At 64.9% G+C, this 16,498-nt stretch carries 14 protein-coding genes; 4 read left to right on the top strand and 10 right to left on the bottom strand.

Annotation, left to right across the window (positions count from 1 at the left end; all coding sequences use genetic code 11):
* Positions 1–71 precede the first annotated feature (71 nt).
* Genes AC1RWL_RS02010 through AC1RWL_RS01995 form a run of 4 tightly spaced genes read left to right on the top strand, consistent with a single transcriptional unit; the run spans position 72 to position 4,768 of the window.
* On the top strand, positions 72–1,421 hold the full coding sequence (locus AC1RWL_RS02010; RefSeq protein ID WP_493093484.1) for an LLM class flavin-dependent oxidoreductase: 1,350 nt from the start codon (positions 72–74) through the stop codon (positions 1,419–1,421).
* Positions 1,422–1,456: 35 nt separating this feature from the next.
* The gene (locus tag AC1RWL_RS02005; protein ID WP_493093485.1) at positions 1,457–2,425 is read left to right on the top strand and encodes an ABC transporter substrate-binding protein; all 969 of its coding nucleotides are present in this window, start codon (positions 1,457–1,459) and stop codon (positions 2,423–2,425) included.
* A 4-nt stretch (positions 2,426–2,429) separates the two neighbouring features.
* Complete coding sequence (locus AC1RWL_RS02000; protein ID WP_493093486.1) at positions 2,430–3,278, top strand: ATP-binding cassette domain-containing protein; 849 nt, start codon at positions 2,430–2,432, stop codon at positions 3,276–3,278.
* Entirely contained in the window at positions 3,275–4,768 is a 1,494-nt protein-coding gene (locus AC1RWL_RS01995) for an ABC transporter permease subunit (RefSeq protein WP_493093487.1), read from the top strand. Before AC1RWL_RS02000 ends, AC1RWL_RS01995 begins: the two co-directional genes overlap by 4 nt.
* Here the strand turns inward: AC1RWL_RS01995 and AC1RWL_RS01990 are convergent.
* From AC1RWL_RS01990 to pdxR, 10 genes are all read right to left on the bottom strand, one after another.
* A complete protein-coding gene (locus AC1RWL_RS01990) occupies positions 4,762–5,955 on the bottom strand; it encodes a cystathionine beta-lyase (protein WP_493093488.1) in 1,194 nt (397 codons plus the stop codon). The genes AC1RWL_RS01995 and AC1RWL_RS01990 overlap by 7 nt on opposite strands.
* Before the next feature lie 42 nt (positions 5,956–5,997).
* Positions 5,998–6,594, bottom strand: a complete 597-nt coding sequence (locus AC1RWL_RS01985) for a 2-hydroxychromene-2-carboxylate isomerase (RefSeq protein ID WP_493093489.1) — start codon at positions 6,592–6,594, stop codon at positions 5,998–6,000.
* Positions 6,591–7,676, bottom strand: coding sequence for an LLM class flavin-dependent oxidoreductase (locus AC1RWL_RS01980; RefSeq protein ID WP_493093490.1), 1,086 nt, complete (start codon positions 7,674–7,676; stop codon positions 6,591–6,593). The genes AC1RWL_RS01985 and AC1RWL_RS01980 overlap by 4 nt, the downstream gene beginning before the upstream one ends.
* 72 nt (positions 7,677–7,748) lie before the next feature.
* A complete protein-coding gene (locus AC1RWL_RS01975) occupies positions 7,749–8,693 on the bottom strand; it encodes an ABC transporter substrate-binding protein (RefSeq protein ID WP_439623459.1) in 945 nt (314 codons plus the stop codon).
* Between the two features lie 79 nt (positions 8,694–8,772).
* Positions 8,773–10,551 (bottom strand): amino acid ABC transporter permease/ATP-binding protein, encoded by a 1,779-nt coding sequence (locus AC1RWL_RS01970; RefSeq protein WP_493093491.1) that lies wholly within the window; start codon positions 10,549–10,551, stop codon positions 8,773–8,775.
* 33 nt (positions 10,552–10,584) lie between these two features.
* On the bottom strand, positions 10,585–11,127 hold the full coding sequence (locus AC1RWL_RS01965) for a GNAT family N-acetyltransferase (protein WP_493093492.1): 543 nt from the start codon (positions 11,125–11,127) through the stop codon (positions 10,585–10,587).
* Between the two features lie 22 nt (positions 11,128–11,149).
* On the bottom strand, positions 11,150–12,337 hold the full coding sequence (locus tag AC1RWL_RS01960; protein ID WP_493093493.1) for a M20 aminoacylase family protein: 1,188 nt from the start codon (positions 12,335–12,337) through the stop codon (positions 11,150–11,152).
* 16 nt (positions 12,338–12,353) lie between these two features.
* Positions 12,354–13,703 (bottom strand): LLM class flavin-dependent oxidoreductase, encoded by a 1,350-nt coding sequence (locus AC1RWL_RS01955; RefSeq protein ID WP_493093494.1) that lies wholly within the window; start codon positions 13,701–13,703, stop codon positions 12,354–12,356.
* Positions 13,704–13,725: 22 nt separating this feature from the next.
* On the bottom strand, positions 13,726–14,718 hold the full coding sequence (locus AC1RWL_RS01950) for an LLM class flavin-dependent oxidoreductase (protein ID WP_493093495.1): 993 nt from the start codon (positions 14,716–14,718) through the stop codon (positions 13,726–13,728).
* Positions 14,719–14,890: 172 nt separating this feature from the next.
* Positions 14,891–16,441: a MocR-like pyridoxine biosynthesis transcription factor PdxR gene (gene pdxR / locus AC1RWL_RS01945; RefSeq protein WP_493093496.1), complete on the bottom strand. Its 1,551-nt coding sequence runs from the start codon at positions 16,439–16,441 to the stop codon at positions 14,891–14,893.
* Positions 16,442–16,498: the final 57 nt, after the last annotated feature.

The following is a 16,498-nucleotide window of genomic DNA, read 5'->3' as shown; positions in this document are numbered from 1 at the left end:
AGACATTTCTGTTCCGCGTTCCGAATGCGGGTATTTTCAAGGGAGAAATTTCTTTCTTTGAAGCTACCGACATGTCCTCGCGCAAAATCGTTCTCGGCACCATCCTCTACCCCAGCGGCCATCACGTCGCCGCCTGGCGGCATCCGGCTACACAGGTGGATGCCAATATCGATGTCACCCACTATATCGACGCCGCGCGCGCGGCGGAGGCGGCCGGGTTCGAGATCGCCTTCATCTCCGATCGCCTCGGCGTGCCCAAGAGCCGGGCGGAGGCGCTGCGGCGCGTCGATGAGTGGTCGCACGGCTTCGAGGCTCTGACGCTTGCGGCGGCCGTCGCGACGGCGACGAAGACCATCGGCGTGGTGGCAACGGCCTCGACGACCTTCAACGAACCCTACAATCTTGCCCGCCAGCTCGCCTCGCTCGACCTCATCAGCAATGGCCGCATCGGCTGGAACATCGTCACCTCATCGCTCCAGCCGGAGAGCGACAACTTCAATCCCGGTCCCGATTTCGACCATGCCGCCCGCTATGCCCGCGCCGACGAATTCGTCGAAGCCGTGCAGTCGCTCTGGCAGAGCTGGAACCCGGAGGGTTTTGTCCGAGACAAGGAAAGCGGCGTCTTCTTCGAAGCGGATGCGGTGAAAAGCGTCGACTATCAGGGCCAGTATTTTCGCAGCAAGGGTCCGCTGAACATCCTGCCTTCACGGCAGGGCCGGCCCTTGCTGGTGCAGGCCGGTTCGTCGGATGCCGGCAAGGCGCTTGCGGCCAAGACGGCCGATGTCGTCTTCACGGCGCAGACCGATATCGTGGCGGCCCGCGGCTTTTACCAGGACATCAGGAAACGCCGCGCCGCCGCCGGCCGGAACGCCGACGACGTGCTCATCCTGCCCGGCATCTTCCCCGTGATCGGCGAAACGAGGTCGCAGGCCGAAGACAAATATGCCGAATTGCAGAACCTCATCCAGCCGGATGTCGCGCTTGCGCTGCTGGAAACCTATCTCGGCGACGTCGATCTTTCCGGCGTCGATATCGACGGTCCGCTGCCGGATTTGCCGGTCTCGAACTCCATTCGCAGCCGCCAGGCGCTGTTGACCGACCTTGCCCGCAAGGAGGGCCTGTCAGTCGGCGCGCTGGCGCGGCGCGTCGCCGGCGCGCGCGGTCACTGGCAGGTCATCGGCACGCCGGAGGAGATCGCGGGCCAGATCGAGGACTGGGCGGCCAGCGGCGCGGCCGACGGCTTCATGCTGCTTCCTCCGACATTCCCCGACGGCCAGGACGATTTCATCCGGACCGTCGTGCCCCTGCTGCGGGAGCGCGGACTTCTCGACGCAGGCCCCGCGACCGGCTCGCTGCGCGCGCGTCTCGGACTGCCAGACCTTGCGCGCAACCGGCCCGACGCGACCCGGAACCGCGCCTGAAACCAGACGAACACCCAACCCGAACGGACCCCAAGATGCACATAACCGTCAAAACCCTTCTCGCAACCTCGGCGGCCCTCGCCGCGCTCTGGCCGGCGCTCGCGCTGGCGGCCCCCATCACCGTCGCCGATCCCGGCTATGCCACCGCACAGGGCACGGCCTATGTCGTCAAGGTGCTGCTCGAAGAGCAGCTCGGCAAGGAAATCGAGGTGGTCAAGGCCGGCTCCGTTCCCGTCATCTGGGAAGCACTGAACCGCAATGGCGGCGAAATCGACATCTGGACGGACGTCTGGCTGCCGAACCAGCAGGGGCTCGTCGATCAGTATGCCGGTGAAGGCGGCAAGGTGAAGCTCGCCGCCAGCTCCTATGCCGGCACGCAGGGCTACTGCACGACGAAGGCGACCGCCGAGAAACACGGCATCCACTCCGTCTTCGATCTCTCCGACCCGGCGAAGGCCGCGGTGTTCTCGGCGGATGGCAAGGGCAAGGGCCGCATCTGGCTCGGTGCTGCCGGCTGGCTTTCCACCAACATCGAAACGGTACGCGCCCGCGACTACGGCTTTGCCGATTTCTTCGAGTTGCAGACGACGGACGAGGCGGTCGCGACCGCCGATCTCGATGCCGCCGTGAAGGCCGGAACCGGCTGGGTCGGCTATTGCTACGGCCCGCACCAGAATTTCGCCCGCTACGAGCTGGAAGTGCTGGAAGAGCCGGCGCATGACGACGCCACCTGGACCTTCGTGGAACCCTCCGATCCGAACTGGCTGGAAAAATCCACGATCAAATCCGCCTACAAGGACGCGGCCATCCACATCGCCTATTCCAAGTCGCTTGCGGATAGCGCGCCGGACGTCGCCGCCATCCTCGAAAAGGTGACCTTCACCACCGACGCCGTCAGCAAGCTCGCCTTCGCCATCGCCGTCGAAGGCAAGACGCCGGACGATGCGGCCCGCGACTGGATCGCCGCCAATCCGGACGTCGTTGCCGGCTGGACCGGAAACTGACCCCATGATCGAGCTTGAGGACGTCTGGAAGGTTTTCGGCACGGATGAGCGGGCGGTTCTCGAAGAGGCCCGCCGCGCCGCGCCGGACGATGCCGTCCTCAAGCGCCTTCGCGCCGTCGTCGGTGTCGGCGGCGCGAGCCTTTCGGTCGACAGGGGCGAGCTGGTCTGCCTCATGGGCCTTTCCGGCAGCGGCAAGTCGACGCTCGTGCGCCTGATCAACCGCCTGCTCGAACCGAGCGCCGGCAGGGTGCGGATCGACGGTGCCGACATCCTGTCGCTGGGCGACAAGGCGTTACGCGAGCTGCGTTCCCGGCGGATCGGCATGGTCTTCCAGTCGCATGCGCTGCTGGCGCATCTCTCCGTTCGCGACAATGTCGCCCTGCCCCTCGAAATCCGCGGCGTCGCCCGCACGAAACGCGAGGACCGGGCGGATGAGCTGCTTGTGCGCGTCGGGCTGGAAGGCCTCGGCGACCGGCGGGTCGGGGCCTTGTCCGGCGGCATGCAGCAGCGCGTGGGCCTCGCCCGGGCGCTTGCCGCCGATCCGGATATCCTGCTGATGGACGAGCCCTTCAGCGCGCTCGATCCGCTGATCCGCTACGATCTCCAGACCCAGTTCATGGCGCTTTCGCGCGAGCTCGGAAAGACGACGGTCTTCGTGACGCATGATGTCGACGAGGCGTTCCGGATCGCCGATCGCGTCCTCCTCATGCGGGCCGGCCGCATCGTGCAGGCAGGCACCGCGGAAACCCTCCTCAGCCAGCCCGCCGACGATTACGTCCGCCGCTTCGTGCAGAATGCCCGCCTGCCCGCGCAGCCGCAAACCTCTACAGTCAAAGCAAGAGCCATCGCATGAGCCCGCATACCGCACGCGGCGAAGCCATCGACCGCTTCGCCGGCCTCAACAGCGCCTATTACCAGCGGGCGTTCCACCGGATCGGCGAACGCCGCGGCTATGTGCCGTCCTTCAACATCGCCGCCGCCCTGCTCGGCCCCGTCTGGCTCGGCGGGCGCCGCCTCTGGTCGGCGTTCTGGCCGTTTCTCATCGCCGACCTGCTGGCCGTGGTGCTGATCGCCTTTGCGCTTTCCGGCGGTGCGGGAACGGAGCAGGGTGCCCGCGCGGACCGGCTGGAGACGCTCGCCGCAACACGCCTTCTGGAAGCGAAGGCGGCGAACGACAAGGACGCAACCTCGTCCATGGCCAAATCGCTGACACGCTCCGCCACGGCGCTGGAGCAAGCGGCAAAGGACGCACGGCAGGTGGCGGAAGAGGCGAAGAGCGGGGCATTGCTGATTGCAGCAATCGGCGCGGGCCTTCTTATTGCCACCCGCCTCACGGTCGGTGGACTGGCGAACCATCTTGCGGAACGGCGGTTCCGGGCCTGGCGGCTGGAGGGCGACAGCGGCGCGGCAGGATTCAGCCTGCCGCATGCACTCGCCGCCGCCGTCCTGCTCGCGGTTTTCATACCGATCGTCTTCGTCCATTTCGCCGACCGCACGCTTTTCGACGCTTTTCCGAGCGATCCGGCCTGGAACTCCGACGCTGCCGCCTGGCTGGACGCACTTGTCGCCTCGGTCAGCGGCGCGGTGTCGCCCGCGGCCGGCGCGCTGACGCGGGCAATCAACGGCATGCTGGGCCTGATGGAGGGTGTCCTCACCCAGACGCCGTGGCCCGTGGTGATGGCGCTCATTCTTGCGCTCGCCTGGCAACTCGCGGGCTTCCGGGTCTTCCTGCTGACCTTCGTCGCGGTGAGCTACCTCGCGATCCTCGGCTATTGGGAAAAGAGCATGCAGACCGTTGCCCTCCTCGGCACGGCGGCGCTCATCTCGATTGCCATCGGCATCCCGCTCGGCGTGCTCTGCGGCTATAACAAGCGGATCGCGGCGATCGTGCGTCCACTGCTCGATTTCATGCAGACCATGCCGGCCTTCGTCTACCTGATCCCGGTGATCGCGCTCTTCGGCATCGGCAAGCCGTCCGGCATCATCGCGACCGTCATCTTCGGCATTCCGCCGGTCGTGCGGCTGACCGCGCTCGGCATCGCCTCCGTGCCGGCCTCCGTGCGCGAGGCAGCCGTCGCCTTCGGGGCGTCGCGCACCTTCATCCTCTTCAAGGTCGACCTGCCGACCGCGGCACCCTCCATCATGGCCGGCGTCAGCCAGACCATCCTCATGTGCCTCTCCATGGTGGTGATCGCCGCCCTCATCGGCGCCAAGGGACTGGGCGAAGACGTGCTGCACGCCCTGCAATATGCCGCGCAAGGCCAAGGCCTGCTCGCCGGCCTCGCCATCCTGCTCTGCGCGATCGTTCTCGACCGCGTCGTCCAGGGACGGTCGTCTCAGTAAACCTGGGCCGCGGCGGCAAATCCCCGTTCCAGGTCCGCCTGGAGATCCTCGATATCTTCCAGCCCGATCTGCAACCGAAGAACGGGACCGTCGGCCGGCACCTCCGTCACCTTGCGCTCATCGAGCGAGACGTGGAGCGCGAGGGAGGCAAACCCACCCCAGGAATAGCCCAGCCCGAAGATGGACAGGCCGTCCAGGAAGGCCTGCGCCTTCGCCTTGAACTGCTCTTCACGCTCCGCACGCAGGACGAAGGAGAAGACGCCGCTCGCTCCCTTGAAATCCCGCTTCCAGATGTCGTGACCCGGAAAACTCGCAAGGGCCGGATGCAGCACGCGCGCGACGTCGGGGCGGGCCTCCAGCCATGTGGCGATTGCCAGAGCGCTTGCCTGGTGCCGCTCAAGCCGAATGCCGAGCGTGCGCAGGCCGCGTAGCACCTGGTAGGCATCGTCAGGGGCGGCGCAGAGGCCAAGCAGGCCGTTCGCCTTCCTTAGGCGCGGCCAGTGCTCGGCATTGGCCGAGACCGTGCCGAACAGGATATCGGCATGGCCGGCAGGATATTTGGTGGAGGCCTGAATAGAAACGTCCGCGCCGAAATCGAGCGGCCTGAAATAGAGCGGCGTCGCCCATGTATTGTCCATCGTCACCACGGCGCCGTGCCGGTGGGCAACGGCCGCGATGGCGGGAATATCCTGCATCTCGAACGTGTTGGACCCCGGCGCCTCGGTATGCACGAGCCGCGTGTTCGGCTTGAACAGCGCCTCGATCCCGGCACCGATGGTCGGATCGTAATAATCGACCTCGATGCCGAAGCCGCGCAGCATCGTGTCGCAGAAATGGCGGACATTGCCATAGACGGAATCGACGATCAGCGCATGGTCGCCGGCGGAAAGATAGGCGAGCAGCGGAACCGTGACGGCGGCAAGCCCGGACGGGACAAGGATCGTGCCCGCGGCCCCTTCGAGCTCGTTGATCGCCTCGCAAAGCGCGTCCGTCGTCGGCGTGCCGCGCGTGCCGTAGGTGTATTTCTGGCCGTGCGTTTCCATCGTGCGGGCATCGGGGAAAAGCACGGTAGACCCGTGCACGACCGGCGGATTGATGAAGCCCTGGTGGCTGCTCGGGTCATAACCCGTCCTGATCAGCCGCGTCTGCACGCCCTGCTCTTTTGCAGCGTCTGCCTTGTCGTTCATGATTTCCGTGCTCCCTGGAAGGTTCGATAGTGCCACACGAAACTAGGGCCTGTCCCCGGCCAGATGGCGCTCCAGGAAGGCCAGGCTGTCCTGACCCCAATAAAGCTCTCCATCGAAGCTGTATGTCGGAAACCCGAAGACACCGCTTTGGACAGCGTGATCGCGATCGGCGGCCCACTTTGCCCGGACATCGTCATGCGTTTCCCGCGCAACAAGGGCCGTGCCGTCGAAACCCGCGGCATCGGCAATTGCCGCGCGCACATGGGGATCGCCGATGTCCTTCGCCTCGGCCCAGAAGGCATGCTGCAGGGCACGCGTCAGGCCGACCCAGTCCTGGTCGTCGAGAAAGGCGGCGATCACGATCAGCGATGCCGGTGTCGGATCGCCGAGCGCCGGCCTGTTTTCAAGCAGCAGGTGTTTGCCGCGCACGCGCGCCCAGCGTTGCAGGTCGCGCGTCCCGTAGGCGCGGCGCGGCTCCGGGCGGTTTCGCGAGAAGATGCCGCCGTTCTCTTCCACGACGGTGGTCAGGAAGGGCTCGATCCGGGTGCCGCTGCGGGCGGCAAGATCGACGAAGGCTTCGAAACCGATATGGGACCAGGGAGAACCGATGGAGAAGAAATAGTCGACGCTTTTCGTCACTTACGCTGTTCCTGTTGCGAAGGCTTGAGCCCGGGCGGCTCGTTGTTGTTCACCCCGCTTCCCGGCGGACGGCTGGACCAGCCGAGTTCCGGCGCGATGCGCGTGACGAAGTCGTGCACGATCTGGCGGTATTCCTCGTCCTCGAATTCGTAGGGAAGCTCGAGCCGCAGTTCGCTGACATGCGGCAGGATCGGATCGGCAAACAGCCGCTCAAGGATCTCCTCCGAGGTGCCGACGATGTCTCTGGCATAGAGCGTTCGCCGCTCGCCCTGCGGGGTCAGCGTGCGCTCGGTGCGCCCGGCCGCATAGTCGCGGTAGCGCTGCCGGGTTTTCGCATCGGCGCCGTCCAGCGGAACGATCACGCGGCCGAGCGCGACGCGCAGCCCACCCTCGCCTGCCGCCCTGTAGGTTTCGAGCTGGCGCAACTGCGCGACGAAGAAGTCGTCGGTCTCCTCCCCCGTCGTGACATTGCCGATCAGCAGATTAAAACCGTTCCGCCCTGCCCAGCCGGCAGACCGCAGCGAACCGCCGCCATACCAGATGCGATCCGTCAGCCCCTTGGCATGCGGCTGCAAATGGGGCCGCTGGGGGCCGAAGGGCGTCTTGATGAAGGTGGTCTCATCGCCGATGAGAGGACTGCGCAGGTTTTCGACGAAACGCAGCACCCGTTCGTGCGAGAAATCGTAGCTCTCCCAGTCGCCATCGAAGGCGAGCGGCCCGATGAGATCGGCATGCAATGGGCGACCGGCGCTCAGGCCGACATTGAGCCGCCCGCCGGAAAGCACATCGACGGTCGAGAGATCCTCGGCGAGCCGGTACGGGCTCTCATAGCCGATCGGAATGACCGCTGTTCCGAGCTGGATGCGGCTCGTGCGCTGCGTCGCGGCGGCGAGGAACGCCGTTGCGGACGATATGCCGGGCTCCAGATGCCGCTGACGGACCCAGGCACTTTCGAAACCCAGCGCCTCGCCATATTCGAGGAGTTGCAGCGTCTTTTCCAACCCCGACAGCGGATCGGCGGCGGGATAGTTGCCGGGCGAAAGAAAGCCGATATGGCGGATGGCAGGTCTTGGGAGGCTCATCTTGCTGTCTTTGGTTCTGGAATTCCGATCGGACCGGCGCTGCAAGCAGCGCCGGTCCTCAGGCTTGGGAGATCAGGAGCCGCTCTTCGGCAGGCCGGCCGGGTTGGTGAAGGACTGGTCGATGCCTTCGGCTTCGAGGTTCCAGCGCTTCAGCACCTCGCCATATTTGCCGTTCTTGACGAGGCCGTTGATCGCGACAGTCACCGCATCGGCAAGGCCGGCGCCCTTGCGGGTGGTGACGGCGATTTCGGCGGTCAGCGGCCAGCCGCCGCTGACGATGCCGACGAGCTTGGTCTGGCCCTTGATGGCCGAGCCATAGGCCAGCGTCGCGTTCGGGTTGAACTCGACATCCGCGCGGCCCGACGACAGCGCCAGCTCGGCCGCCGCACGATCATCGAAATACTGCACTTCGATCGGCTTCAGGCCGGCGGCGACGTTCTGGCGGTCCCATTCCAGGATGATCTTCTCCTGGTTGGTGCCGGCGCCGGTGATGACCTTCAGGCCGGCGACATCCTTCGGTTCCTTGATCTCGGTGATCGGGCTGTCAGCCTTCACGTAGAAGCCGAGCACGTCCTTGCGGTAGGTGGAGAAATCGAACTTCTCCTTGCGCTCTTCGGTGACCGTGACGTTGCTGATCACCGCGTCGTACTTGCCGGAAGACACGCCGAGCGGCCAGTCCGCCCAGGCGACCGAAACGATCTCGACTTCAAGCCCCAGCGAATCCGCCAGAAGCGTCGCGAGATCGGGATCGGCGCCGACGATGGTCGTCGCATCGTTTGCGAAGGTGGCGATCGGCGGATCCCACGCATTGATGGCGACCGTGAACTTGCCGGGCGTCACGAACTTGAAATCGGGCGAGATCGCCTTGATCGCTTCCTCGTTCTTTTCCGCGCGCACGCGGTTGGAGGTATCCGGGCTGAGGTCGAACTTTTCAGCCGCCTGTGCCGTCGCCAGACCAAGCGCCGTCACCGCGACCGCACCTGCCATCAGAAGTTTTGCCTTGTGAAGAAATGTCATGTCCCGTCTCCTTTTTTCATCCTGGGGTTGTGGTTGCAGTCAATTCCATTCCGTCCCCGTTTCCGGCCCTGGAATTTTGCTAGAGGACTTTTGCGAGGAACTCGCGCGTGCGCGGGTGGTCGGCCCGGCTGAAGATGTGCGCCGGCGAGCCGGTTTCGAGAACCTGCCCGTCTTCCATGAAGACGACGGTATCGGCGACTTCGCGGGCAAAGCCGACCTCGTGGGTGACGATGACGAGCGTCGTGCCGGTGCGCGCCAGTTCCTTGATGACATCGAGCACTTCGCCGACGAGTTCCGGATCGAGCGCCGAGGTCGGCTCGTCGAAGAGCAGCACCTTGGGCTTCAAGGCGAGCGCGCGGGCAATCGCGACGCGCTGCTGCTGGCCGCCGGAGAGCTGGCGCGGATAGGCGTTGATCTTGTCGCTGAGACCGACGCGGGCGAGAAGCTCGCCGGCAAAGCGGATCGCCTCCTCGCGGCTCGTCCCGCGCACCTGGATCGGCGCCTCGATGAGGTTTTCGAGCACGGTCAGGTGCGGGAAGAGGTTGAAGCTCTGGAACACCATGCCGATATCGGCGCGGCGCTTCAGGATGTCCTTTTCCTTCAGCTCATAGAGCGTGTCGCCCTTCTGGCTGTAGCCGACCAGCTCGCCGTCGATGGCGATGAAACCGCTGTCGACCCGTTCGAGATGGTTGATCGTGCGCAGCAGCGTGGACTTGCCGGACCCGGACGGACCGAGAATGGCCGTGACACTTCCGGCCGGCAGGAGGAGGTCGACATTGTCGAGCACTTTCAGCGGACCGAAGCTTTTCGAGATCTTCTGGATCCGCACGGCGCCGCCGGTGCGCAGTTGCGCCGCATCCTGGAAGCCGGCCTGGCGGATCGCCGGGACAGCCACGATCTCCGGCAGTGCCGGGCCGCGGAAGCGGGCGAGGAAGGACTGGAAGGGCAGCGGCACCGGATTGCGCACGGCACCCTTGGAGAAATGGCGCTCGATATAGTGCTGGGCGATCGACAGCACCGTCATGATGACGAGATACCAGGCGGTCGCGACCATCAGCAGCGGAATGACTTCGAGATTGCGGCGGTAGATCACCTGGACCGTGTAGAACAGCTCCGGCAGCGCGAGCACGTAGACCATCGACGTGCTCTTGGCCAGGCCGATGATCTCGTTGAAGCCGGTCGGAAGGATGGAGCGCATGGCCTGCGGCAGCACGATGCGGAATGCCTGCCGGTGGCGTGGCAGACCGAGAGCGGCGGCGGCCTCGTGCTGGCCCTGGTCGACGGACAGGATGCCGCCGCGCACGATCTCGGCAAAGAAAGCCGACTGGTTGAGCGTCAGCCCGAGGAAGGCGGCGCCGAACGGCGTCACGAGCTGCACCATCGGATAATCGACCAGCACGGTATCGCTGAACGGAACGCCGATGCGGATCGTCTCGTAGAGATAGCCGAGATTGTTGAGCACCAGCAGCAGCACGATCAGCGGGATGGAGCGCAGAAGCCAGATATAGCCCCAGGACAGGCTGGAGAGCAGCGGCGACTTGGACACCCGTGCGAGCGCCAGCGCCGTGCCGAGGATGGAGCCGGAGATCGTGGCAAGTGCGGTCAGGAGCAGCGTCCTGCCGAGCCCGGCAAGGACCGGCTCGGCGAAGAACCATTCGGCAAAGACACCCCAGCCCCAGCGCGGATTGGTGAAGGTGGAGTAGAGCACGGCGGCGATGACGACGGCGGCGAAGACCGTGCCCACCAGGCGGCCAGGATGGCGGGCCGGCACGATGCGGTAGCGCGAATAATCCTGCTTTGGATGTTCGGCCGATCGGTGGTCGGCCCCGATCCCGGCGAAATCTGTCGTGAGTGCCATGATCTTCCCCTTATGGTTTTTGTCGGGAGCCGGTCAGCGGTGATCCGCTGCAAGCTGCAGCGATGGCTGCGCGGGAATGACGGCGGCCGCATGCGTGCCGAGCTGTTTTTCGAAGGGCAGCGACTTGTAGATTTCCGGGTCGGCATCCACGTCGAAAAGGGCGGTGTAGCCATATTTCAGATAGAGGCCGACGGCCTCCGGCTGGCGGAAACCGGTCGTCAGGTAGATGCGCGAATAGCCCTGCCGCACCGCCTGCTGCTCCAGCTCGATCAGCACCTTGACCGCAAGCCCCTGGCGGCGCAGGTCGGAGCGCGTCCAGATGCGTTTGAACTCGGCGGTGTGATCGTCGTAGTGCTTGAAGGCGCCGCCGCCGACCGCCTCACCATTGCGCAGGAGAAGCAGGAAATTGCCATAGGGCGGCGCGAAGGCCTCGGCCGGGTAGCGGTTCATCTCCTCGACGGCGCCCGCCTCGCTGAAATAGGAACCGTAGCGCTTGTCATATTCGTAGGTCAGTTCGTCGATCAGCGGCTTGGCGCGGGGATCGAGGGGCGTGGTGTAGAGGAACGTATCGCTCATGTCGCCGGTCCTGTTGCTGACGTCACTGGAGGAAGGTTTCGGTGAGGCGCACCCAGTAGCGGGCGGCGGGCGCGATGATCGCGTCGTTGAAATCATAGCGGGCGCTGTGCAGCGGCGCCGTGTCGCCATTGCCGACGAAGACGTAGCTTCCCGTCTGCGCCTGCAACATGAAGGCAAAGTCTTCGCTTGCAGTGCGCGGCTTGAAGCCTTCCTCGACCTGCACCGGGCCGAACGTATCGAGCGCCACCTTGCGCGCCAGCGCCGTCGAGCCGGCATCGTTGATCAGGGCGGGGAAGCCGAGGCGGTAGTCCACCTCCGCCACCGCGCCGAAACTTTCCGCCTGCGCCCGGGCGAGCGACGGAATGCGCGCCCGGAGCTGCTCCCGCACGCCTTCGGTGAAAGCCCGCATCGTCAGCTTCAGCTCGACGCTTTCCGGGATCACGTTCGAGGCGGAGCCGGCATGGATGGAGCCGACCGTCACCACGGCCATCTCCTGCGGATCGACATTGCGGGAGACGACGCTCTGCAAAGCCGTGATGAGGGACGCGGTCGCCACCACCGGATCGACGGCGTTCTGCGGCTCGGCGCCATGGCCGCCCCTGCCGACGATGCGGATATTCGCCTGGTCGACCGAGGCCATCGCCGGGCCGGGGACGAAACCGAACTGCCCAGCCGGCACGCCCGGCCAGTTGTGCAGCCCGAAGACCGCATCGACCGGGAAGCGCTCGAACAGGCCTTCCGAAAGCATCTTCCGGGCGCCGGCGCCGATCTCTTCGGCGGGCTGGAAGATGAGATGCAGGGTGCCGTTGAACGCGCGGGTTTGCGCAAGATAGCGGGCGGCCGCGAGCAGGATCGCCGTATGTCCATCATGCCCGCAGGCATGCATGACGCCGGGATTGCTGCTGGCATAGGCGAGATCCGTCGCCTCCTCGATCGGCAGCGCGTCCATATCGGCGCGGATGCCGAGCCGCCGCTCGCCCTTTCCGTTCGAAAGCGTTGCCACAAGGCCCGTCCCGGCAATGCCGGTCGTCACCTCATAGCCCCAGGAGGAAAGCTGCGAGGCGATGAGCTTGCTGGTGCGGCGCTCCTGGAAGGCGAGCTCCGGATATTGGTGAAGGTCGCGACGCAGCGCGACGATCTCGTCGAGAAAGGCGGCGATGCCCTGTTCCACGGGATCGTTCAGACGTGGAGGAGGTGTGATAGCGTTCATGACTTTTCCCCGGCGCTCACGCGCCGACCGCCTTTCCGGGTTCGACGGCGTCCTCGCCGGCCGCATAGCGGCTTTCGCGGTAAGGCAGGCCCAGATGGTCGCGCAGCGTCTGGCCTTCGAGCAACGGGTTGAAATATCCGCGGGCCGCAAGGACGGGCAGGACATGCGCTGCGAAATCGTCGAGGCCTTCGGCGATCACCTGGAAGCCGAGGATGAAGCCGTCGGCGGCACCGCCATCGACCCAGCGGACGATCTCGTCGGCGATATGGTCGGCCGTTCCGATGAAGGCGGTGCGGGGCGTCGCGACGTCGAGCGCGATCTCGCGGAGCGTGAGGTTTTGCTCGCGCGCCGTCTTCTTGATACGGTCGGTCGTGGCGCGAAAACTGTTCTTGCCGATTTCGCCGAGGTCCGGAAAGGCCTCGTCGAGCGGATAGGCACTGAAATCATGGTGGTCGAAGAAGCGGCCGAGATAGAGCAGCGCCTCCTCGACGGTCACGAGATTGCGGATCGCCAGGTATTTCTGCTCCGCCTCCTCGGCCGTCGCGCCGACGATGGGCGCGATGCCGGGGAAGATGCGCACGTCGGCCGCGCGGCGGCCCTGCGCGATCGCGCTCCGCTTCACCTGCTTGTAAAAGACCGCCGCATCCTCGAAGGGGCCGCCATTGGTGAAAACGGCATCGGCGTGTTTGCCGGCCAGTTTCACGCCGGAATCCGAAGCGCCCGCCTGGAAGACGACCGGCTGCCCCTGTTTCGAGCGGCCGATGTTGAGCGGCCCCTCGACGCGGAAGAACCGCCCCTTGTGGCCGAGCCGGCGGAGCTTGGTCTTGTCGACATAGACGCCCGTCTCGCGGTTGCGGAGGAAGGCGTCGTCGTCCCAGGAATCCCACAGGCCCTTGACGACATCGAGATATTCGTCGGCGATCTCGTAGCGCAGCTCGTGTTCGGGATGCTCACGGCTATAGTTGCGGCCCGAGCCTTCGAGCGGCGTCGTCACGGCATTCCACCCTGCCCGGCCGCCGCTGATCAGATCGATCGTGGCGAACTGGCGCGCGACGGTGAAGGGATCGCTGTAGGAGGTCGAGACCGTGCCGACGAGGCCGATCTTCGAGGTCGATGCGGCCAGCGCCGAAAGGATCGAGATCGGCTCGAACCGGTTGAGGAAATGCGGGATGGACTGCTCGTTGATGTAGAGACCGTCGGCGACGAAGGCGAAGGCGATGCCGGCCTTCTCGGCCTTGCGGGCCGTTTCCACGAAGAAGGGGAAATTGACGCTCGCATCGGCCGGTCCGCTCGGATGTTTCCAGGCGTTCATGTGGCCGCCCGGCCCTTGCAGCATGATGCCGAAAGTGACGTTTTTCTGGGACATGAGATCATCCTTTCCGGAAAATTCAGGCTGCGAGCGACAAGCGTTCCTTGGCCAGCAGCTCGATGGACTGGAAGCGTTCGGCCGCCGTCAGCGCCGGCGTTTCGATGATGAATTCCGAGACGCCGTAGCGGCGGTGGAGATCGTCGAGTTCGGCGCGCACCTGCACCGGCGTGCCATGCAGGATGCTCGGCACCTTCTCCTCGACGCGGTAATCGGTGACGCCGGATTGCCGCGCGAACTCGGCCGCCTGCTCCTCGCTGCCGACATTGACGCTCTGGCCGGTCGAGAGGAAAACCTTGAAGATCCTGAGCCCCGAAACGCGCTCGCGCGCCTGCGCCTCGTCCTCCGCGACGAAGGCCGCGAGCGCTAGGATCGGCGCTTTGCCGCCGCTCGCTTCGCGATACGCATCGAAGGTCTTGCGCAGGTTTTCCGGGTCGCCGTTCAGATGACCGGCGAAGACCAGCTGCCAGCCCTTGTCTGCCGCAAGCTTGGCGCTTTCGACGCTTGCGCCGAGCAGGAAGCGCTCGGGTGCTACGGTCGGGAACGGCGTCGCGGCGAGATCCGTCGCATCGGGCGCAACCGACAGGTAGCGGTTGAGATCGGAAAGCTGCTCGTCGAATTTCGGCTTGCGCGCGGGATCGACGGCCGCCTGCAAGGCGTTGGTCGAAACCGGAAAGCCGCCGGGTGCCTTACCGACGCCGAGATCGACCCGCCCAGGCGCCAGGGAGGCCAGAAGATTGAAGGTTTCGGCGACCTTGTAGGCGCTGTAATGCTGCAACATGACGCCGCCGGAGCCGACGCGAATGCGCGAGGTCCGCGCCAGGAGATAGGCGATCAGCGCCTCCGGCGCCGAGCTGGCGAGGCCGGCCATATTGTGGTGTTCGGCCACCCAATACCTGTGATAGCCCAGCGCTTCGGCCCGCAAGGCCAGCTTCACCGTCGTCTGCAACGCCTCCGCCGTGGTCTGGCCGGTTTCGACCGGGCTTTTGTCGAGGAGGCTGAGATGATAGGACATGAACGCACCAGTGCTGGGACAGATGCATTAATAGTCTATAGTTTTTGTAGAAAATTAAGGAACGACATTCTCTTCGCGCACTCGGATGCGGAAAATCCTTGTCAATTCGAAGGGAAATCTGTCCGCTCAGGCCAGCCGCAGGCACCTAGATCGTGTCGCATCGGGCGAAACCTCACCTCAGCTCGACGCAGCGCCGTAACAATTTAGTGGCGAACTCGATCTCGTCCTCGTTCGATGCGGCAAAACCGATGAGAAGTGCTTTCCGGGGCGATTTTCGGTTGGCAAAATAATAGGATAGCTGCTCGACACCGAGATTGTGCTCCCGGCACCGGATCAGGACCGCATCTTCATCGATCGATTGGTCTCTGTAATAGCAGAGGTTGTAGAACCCCGCCGTGAACTCGGGCGGTTCGAAGACGTCGGCGAAGTCGGAGCGGAGGACCTGCAAGAGCCGGTTCTGGCGTTTGGCGTAGATCCGGCGCATCCGGTGAAGGTGCCGGGCATAGTGGCCATCCTCGATGAGGCGCGCGACGATCTGCTCGGTGAACTGGGGAAGCGCGCGGTAGCGAACCTGGATCAGCCGCCGGCATTTTTCGGCAAGCGCCCGCGGCATGATCATATAGCCGACGCGCAGGGATTGCAGCAGCGTCATGCTGAAAGCGCCGACATAGATGACCTGGCCGGCCTGATCCAGAGCCTTCAGCGGGGGAATGGGGCCGCCCTGATAGCGGAACTCGCTGCCCAGGTCGTCCTCGATGATCAGCGTGTCGCGGTCGGCCGCCCAATGCAGCATTTCCAGCTTGCGTTTCATCGGCATGGCGATCGTCATCGGCTGCTGCTTGGCAGCCGTGACGAAGGCCAGCTTGACGTCGCGACTGTCGATCGTGTGCGGGTTGGGACCGGAGGCATCGACATGCATCGGCTCGATCCTGCTGCCGTAGGATTGGAAAATCGACCGGATCGCCGCCATTCCCGGCTCCTCGAAGGCGACCGTATCACCCGGATCGAGCAGCAGTTCTGCAAGAAGGTTGACGGCATGATGGGCGCCGAGCGTGGTGACCACCTCTTCCGGCTCGCATCGAATGCCGCGGCTGACGGCGATGTGCCTGGCGATCTGCTCTTCAAGCAGGGAGGGGCGAAGGATCTCGCGATAATTGACGATGCGAAAGTCGCCCTCGGCAAAAACCTCCTTCGTCAGCCGCGACCAGATGTGCACCGGGAAGAGGCGGTGATCGGGCGTGGCCATGTGGAGATGCTGCGACCCGTCGTTGAGGGTCAGGGAATTGCGCCATGTCAACGCCTGGCCGCGATGCGAAACCAGCTTCTCGAACCGGTCGGAGAGCACAACGCCCTCCGGATGCGCCCTGGCCTTGCCGGCATCGCGCCTCGGCACGGTCTCCACATAGGTGCCGCTGCCACGCGCGGAATTGAGGTATCCTTCCGCCACGAGCTGATCGAGCGCCGTCACGACGGTGAAACGGGAAACCCCCAGGCTTTCCGACAGAACGCGCGACGAGGGTATGCGCGTACCGCCCGGTATTGCACCGGAGAGGATCATCTGTCGCAACCCGTCATAGAGTTGCAGGTACAATGGCCTCGCGCTGTCGGCGTCGAGGATCAATCCGTCCAGGCTGGACCCGTCGATCGTGCGTGCGATGATGCGCCTCCCCGGTATGTCACGGGCGTGACAAGTGGACTGGTCGAATTTGCGATTTCTGGCCATGTATACAGCACGCTTACCGGTTCATATCCATCCCGGATTTCACAAAGGCGCCACCGG

This window comes from Shinella sp. GW821-FHT10F02 (assembly GCF_058809275.1).
Note: the sequence above shows the minus strand (reverse complement) of the source record. Positions and strands in the feature narration are given on the sequence as shown.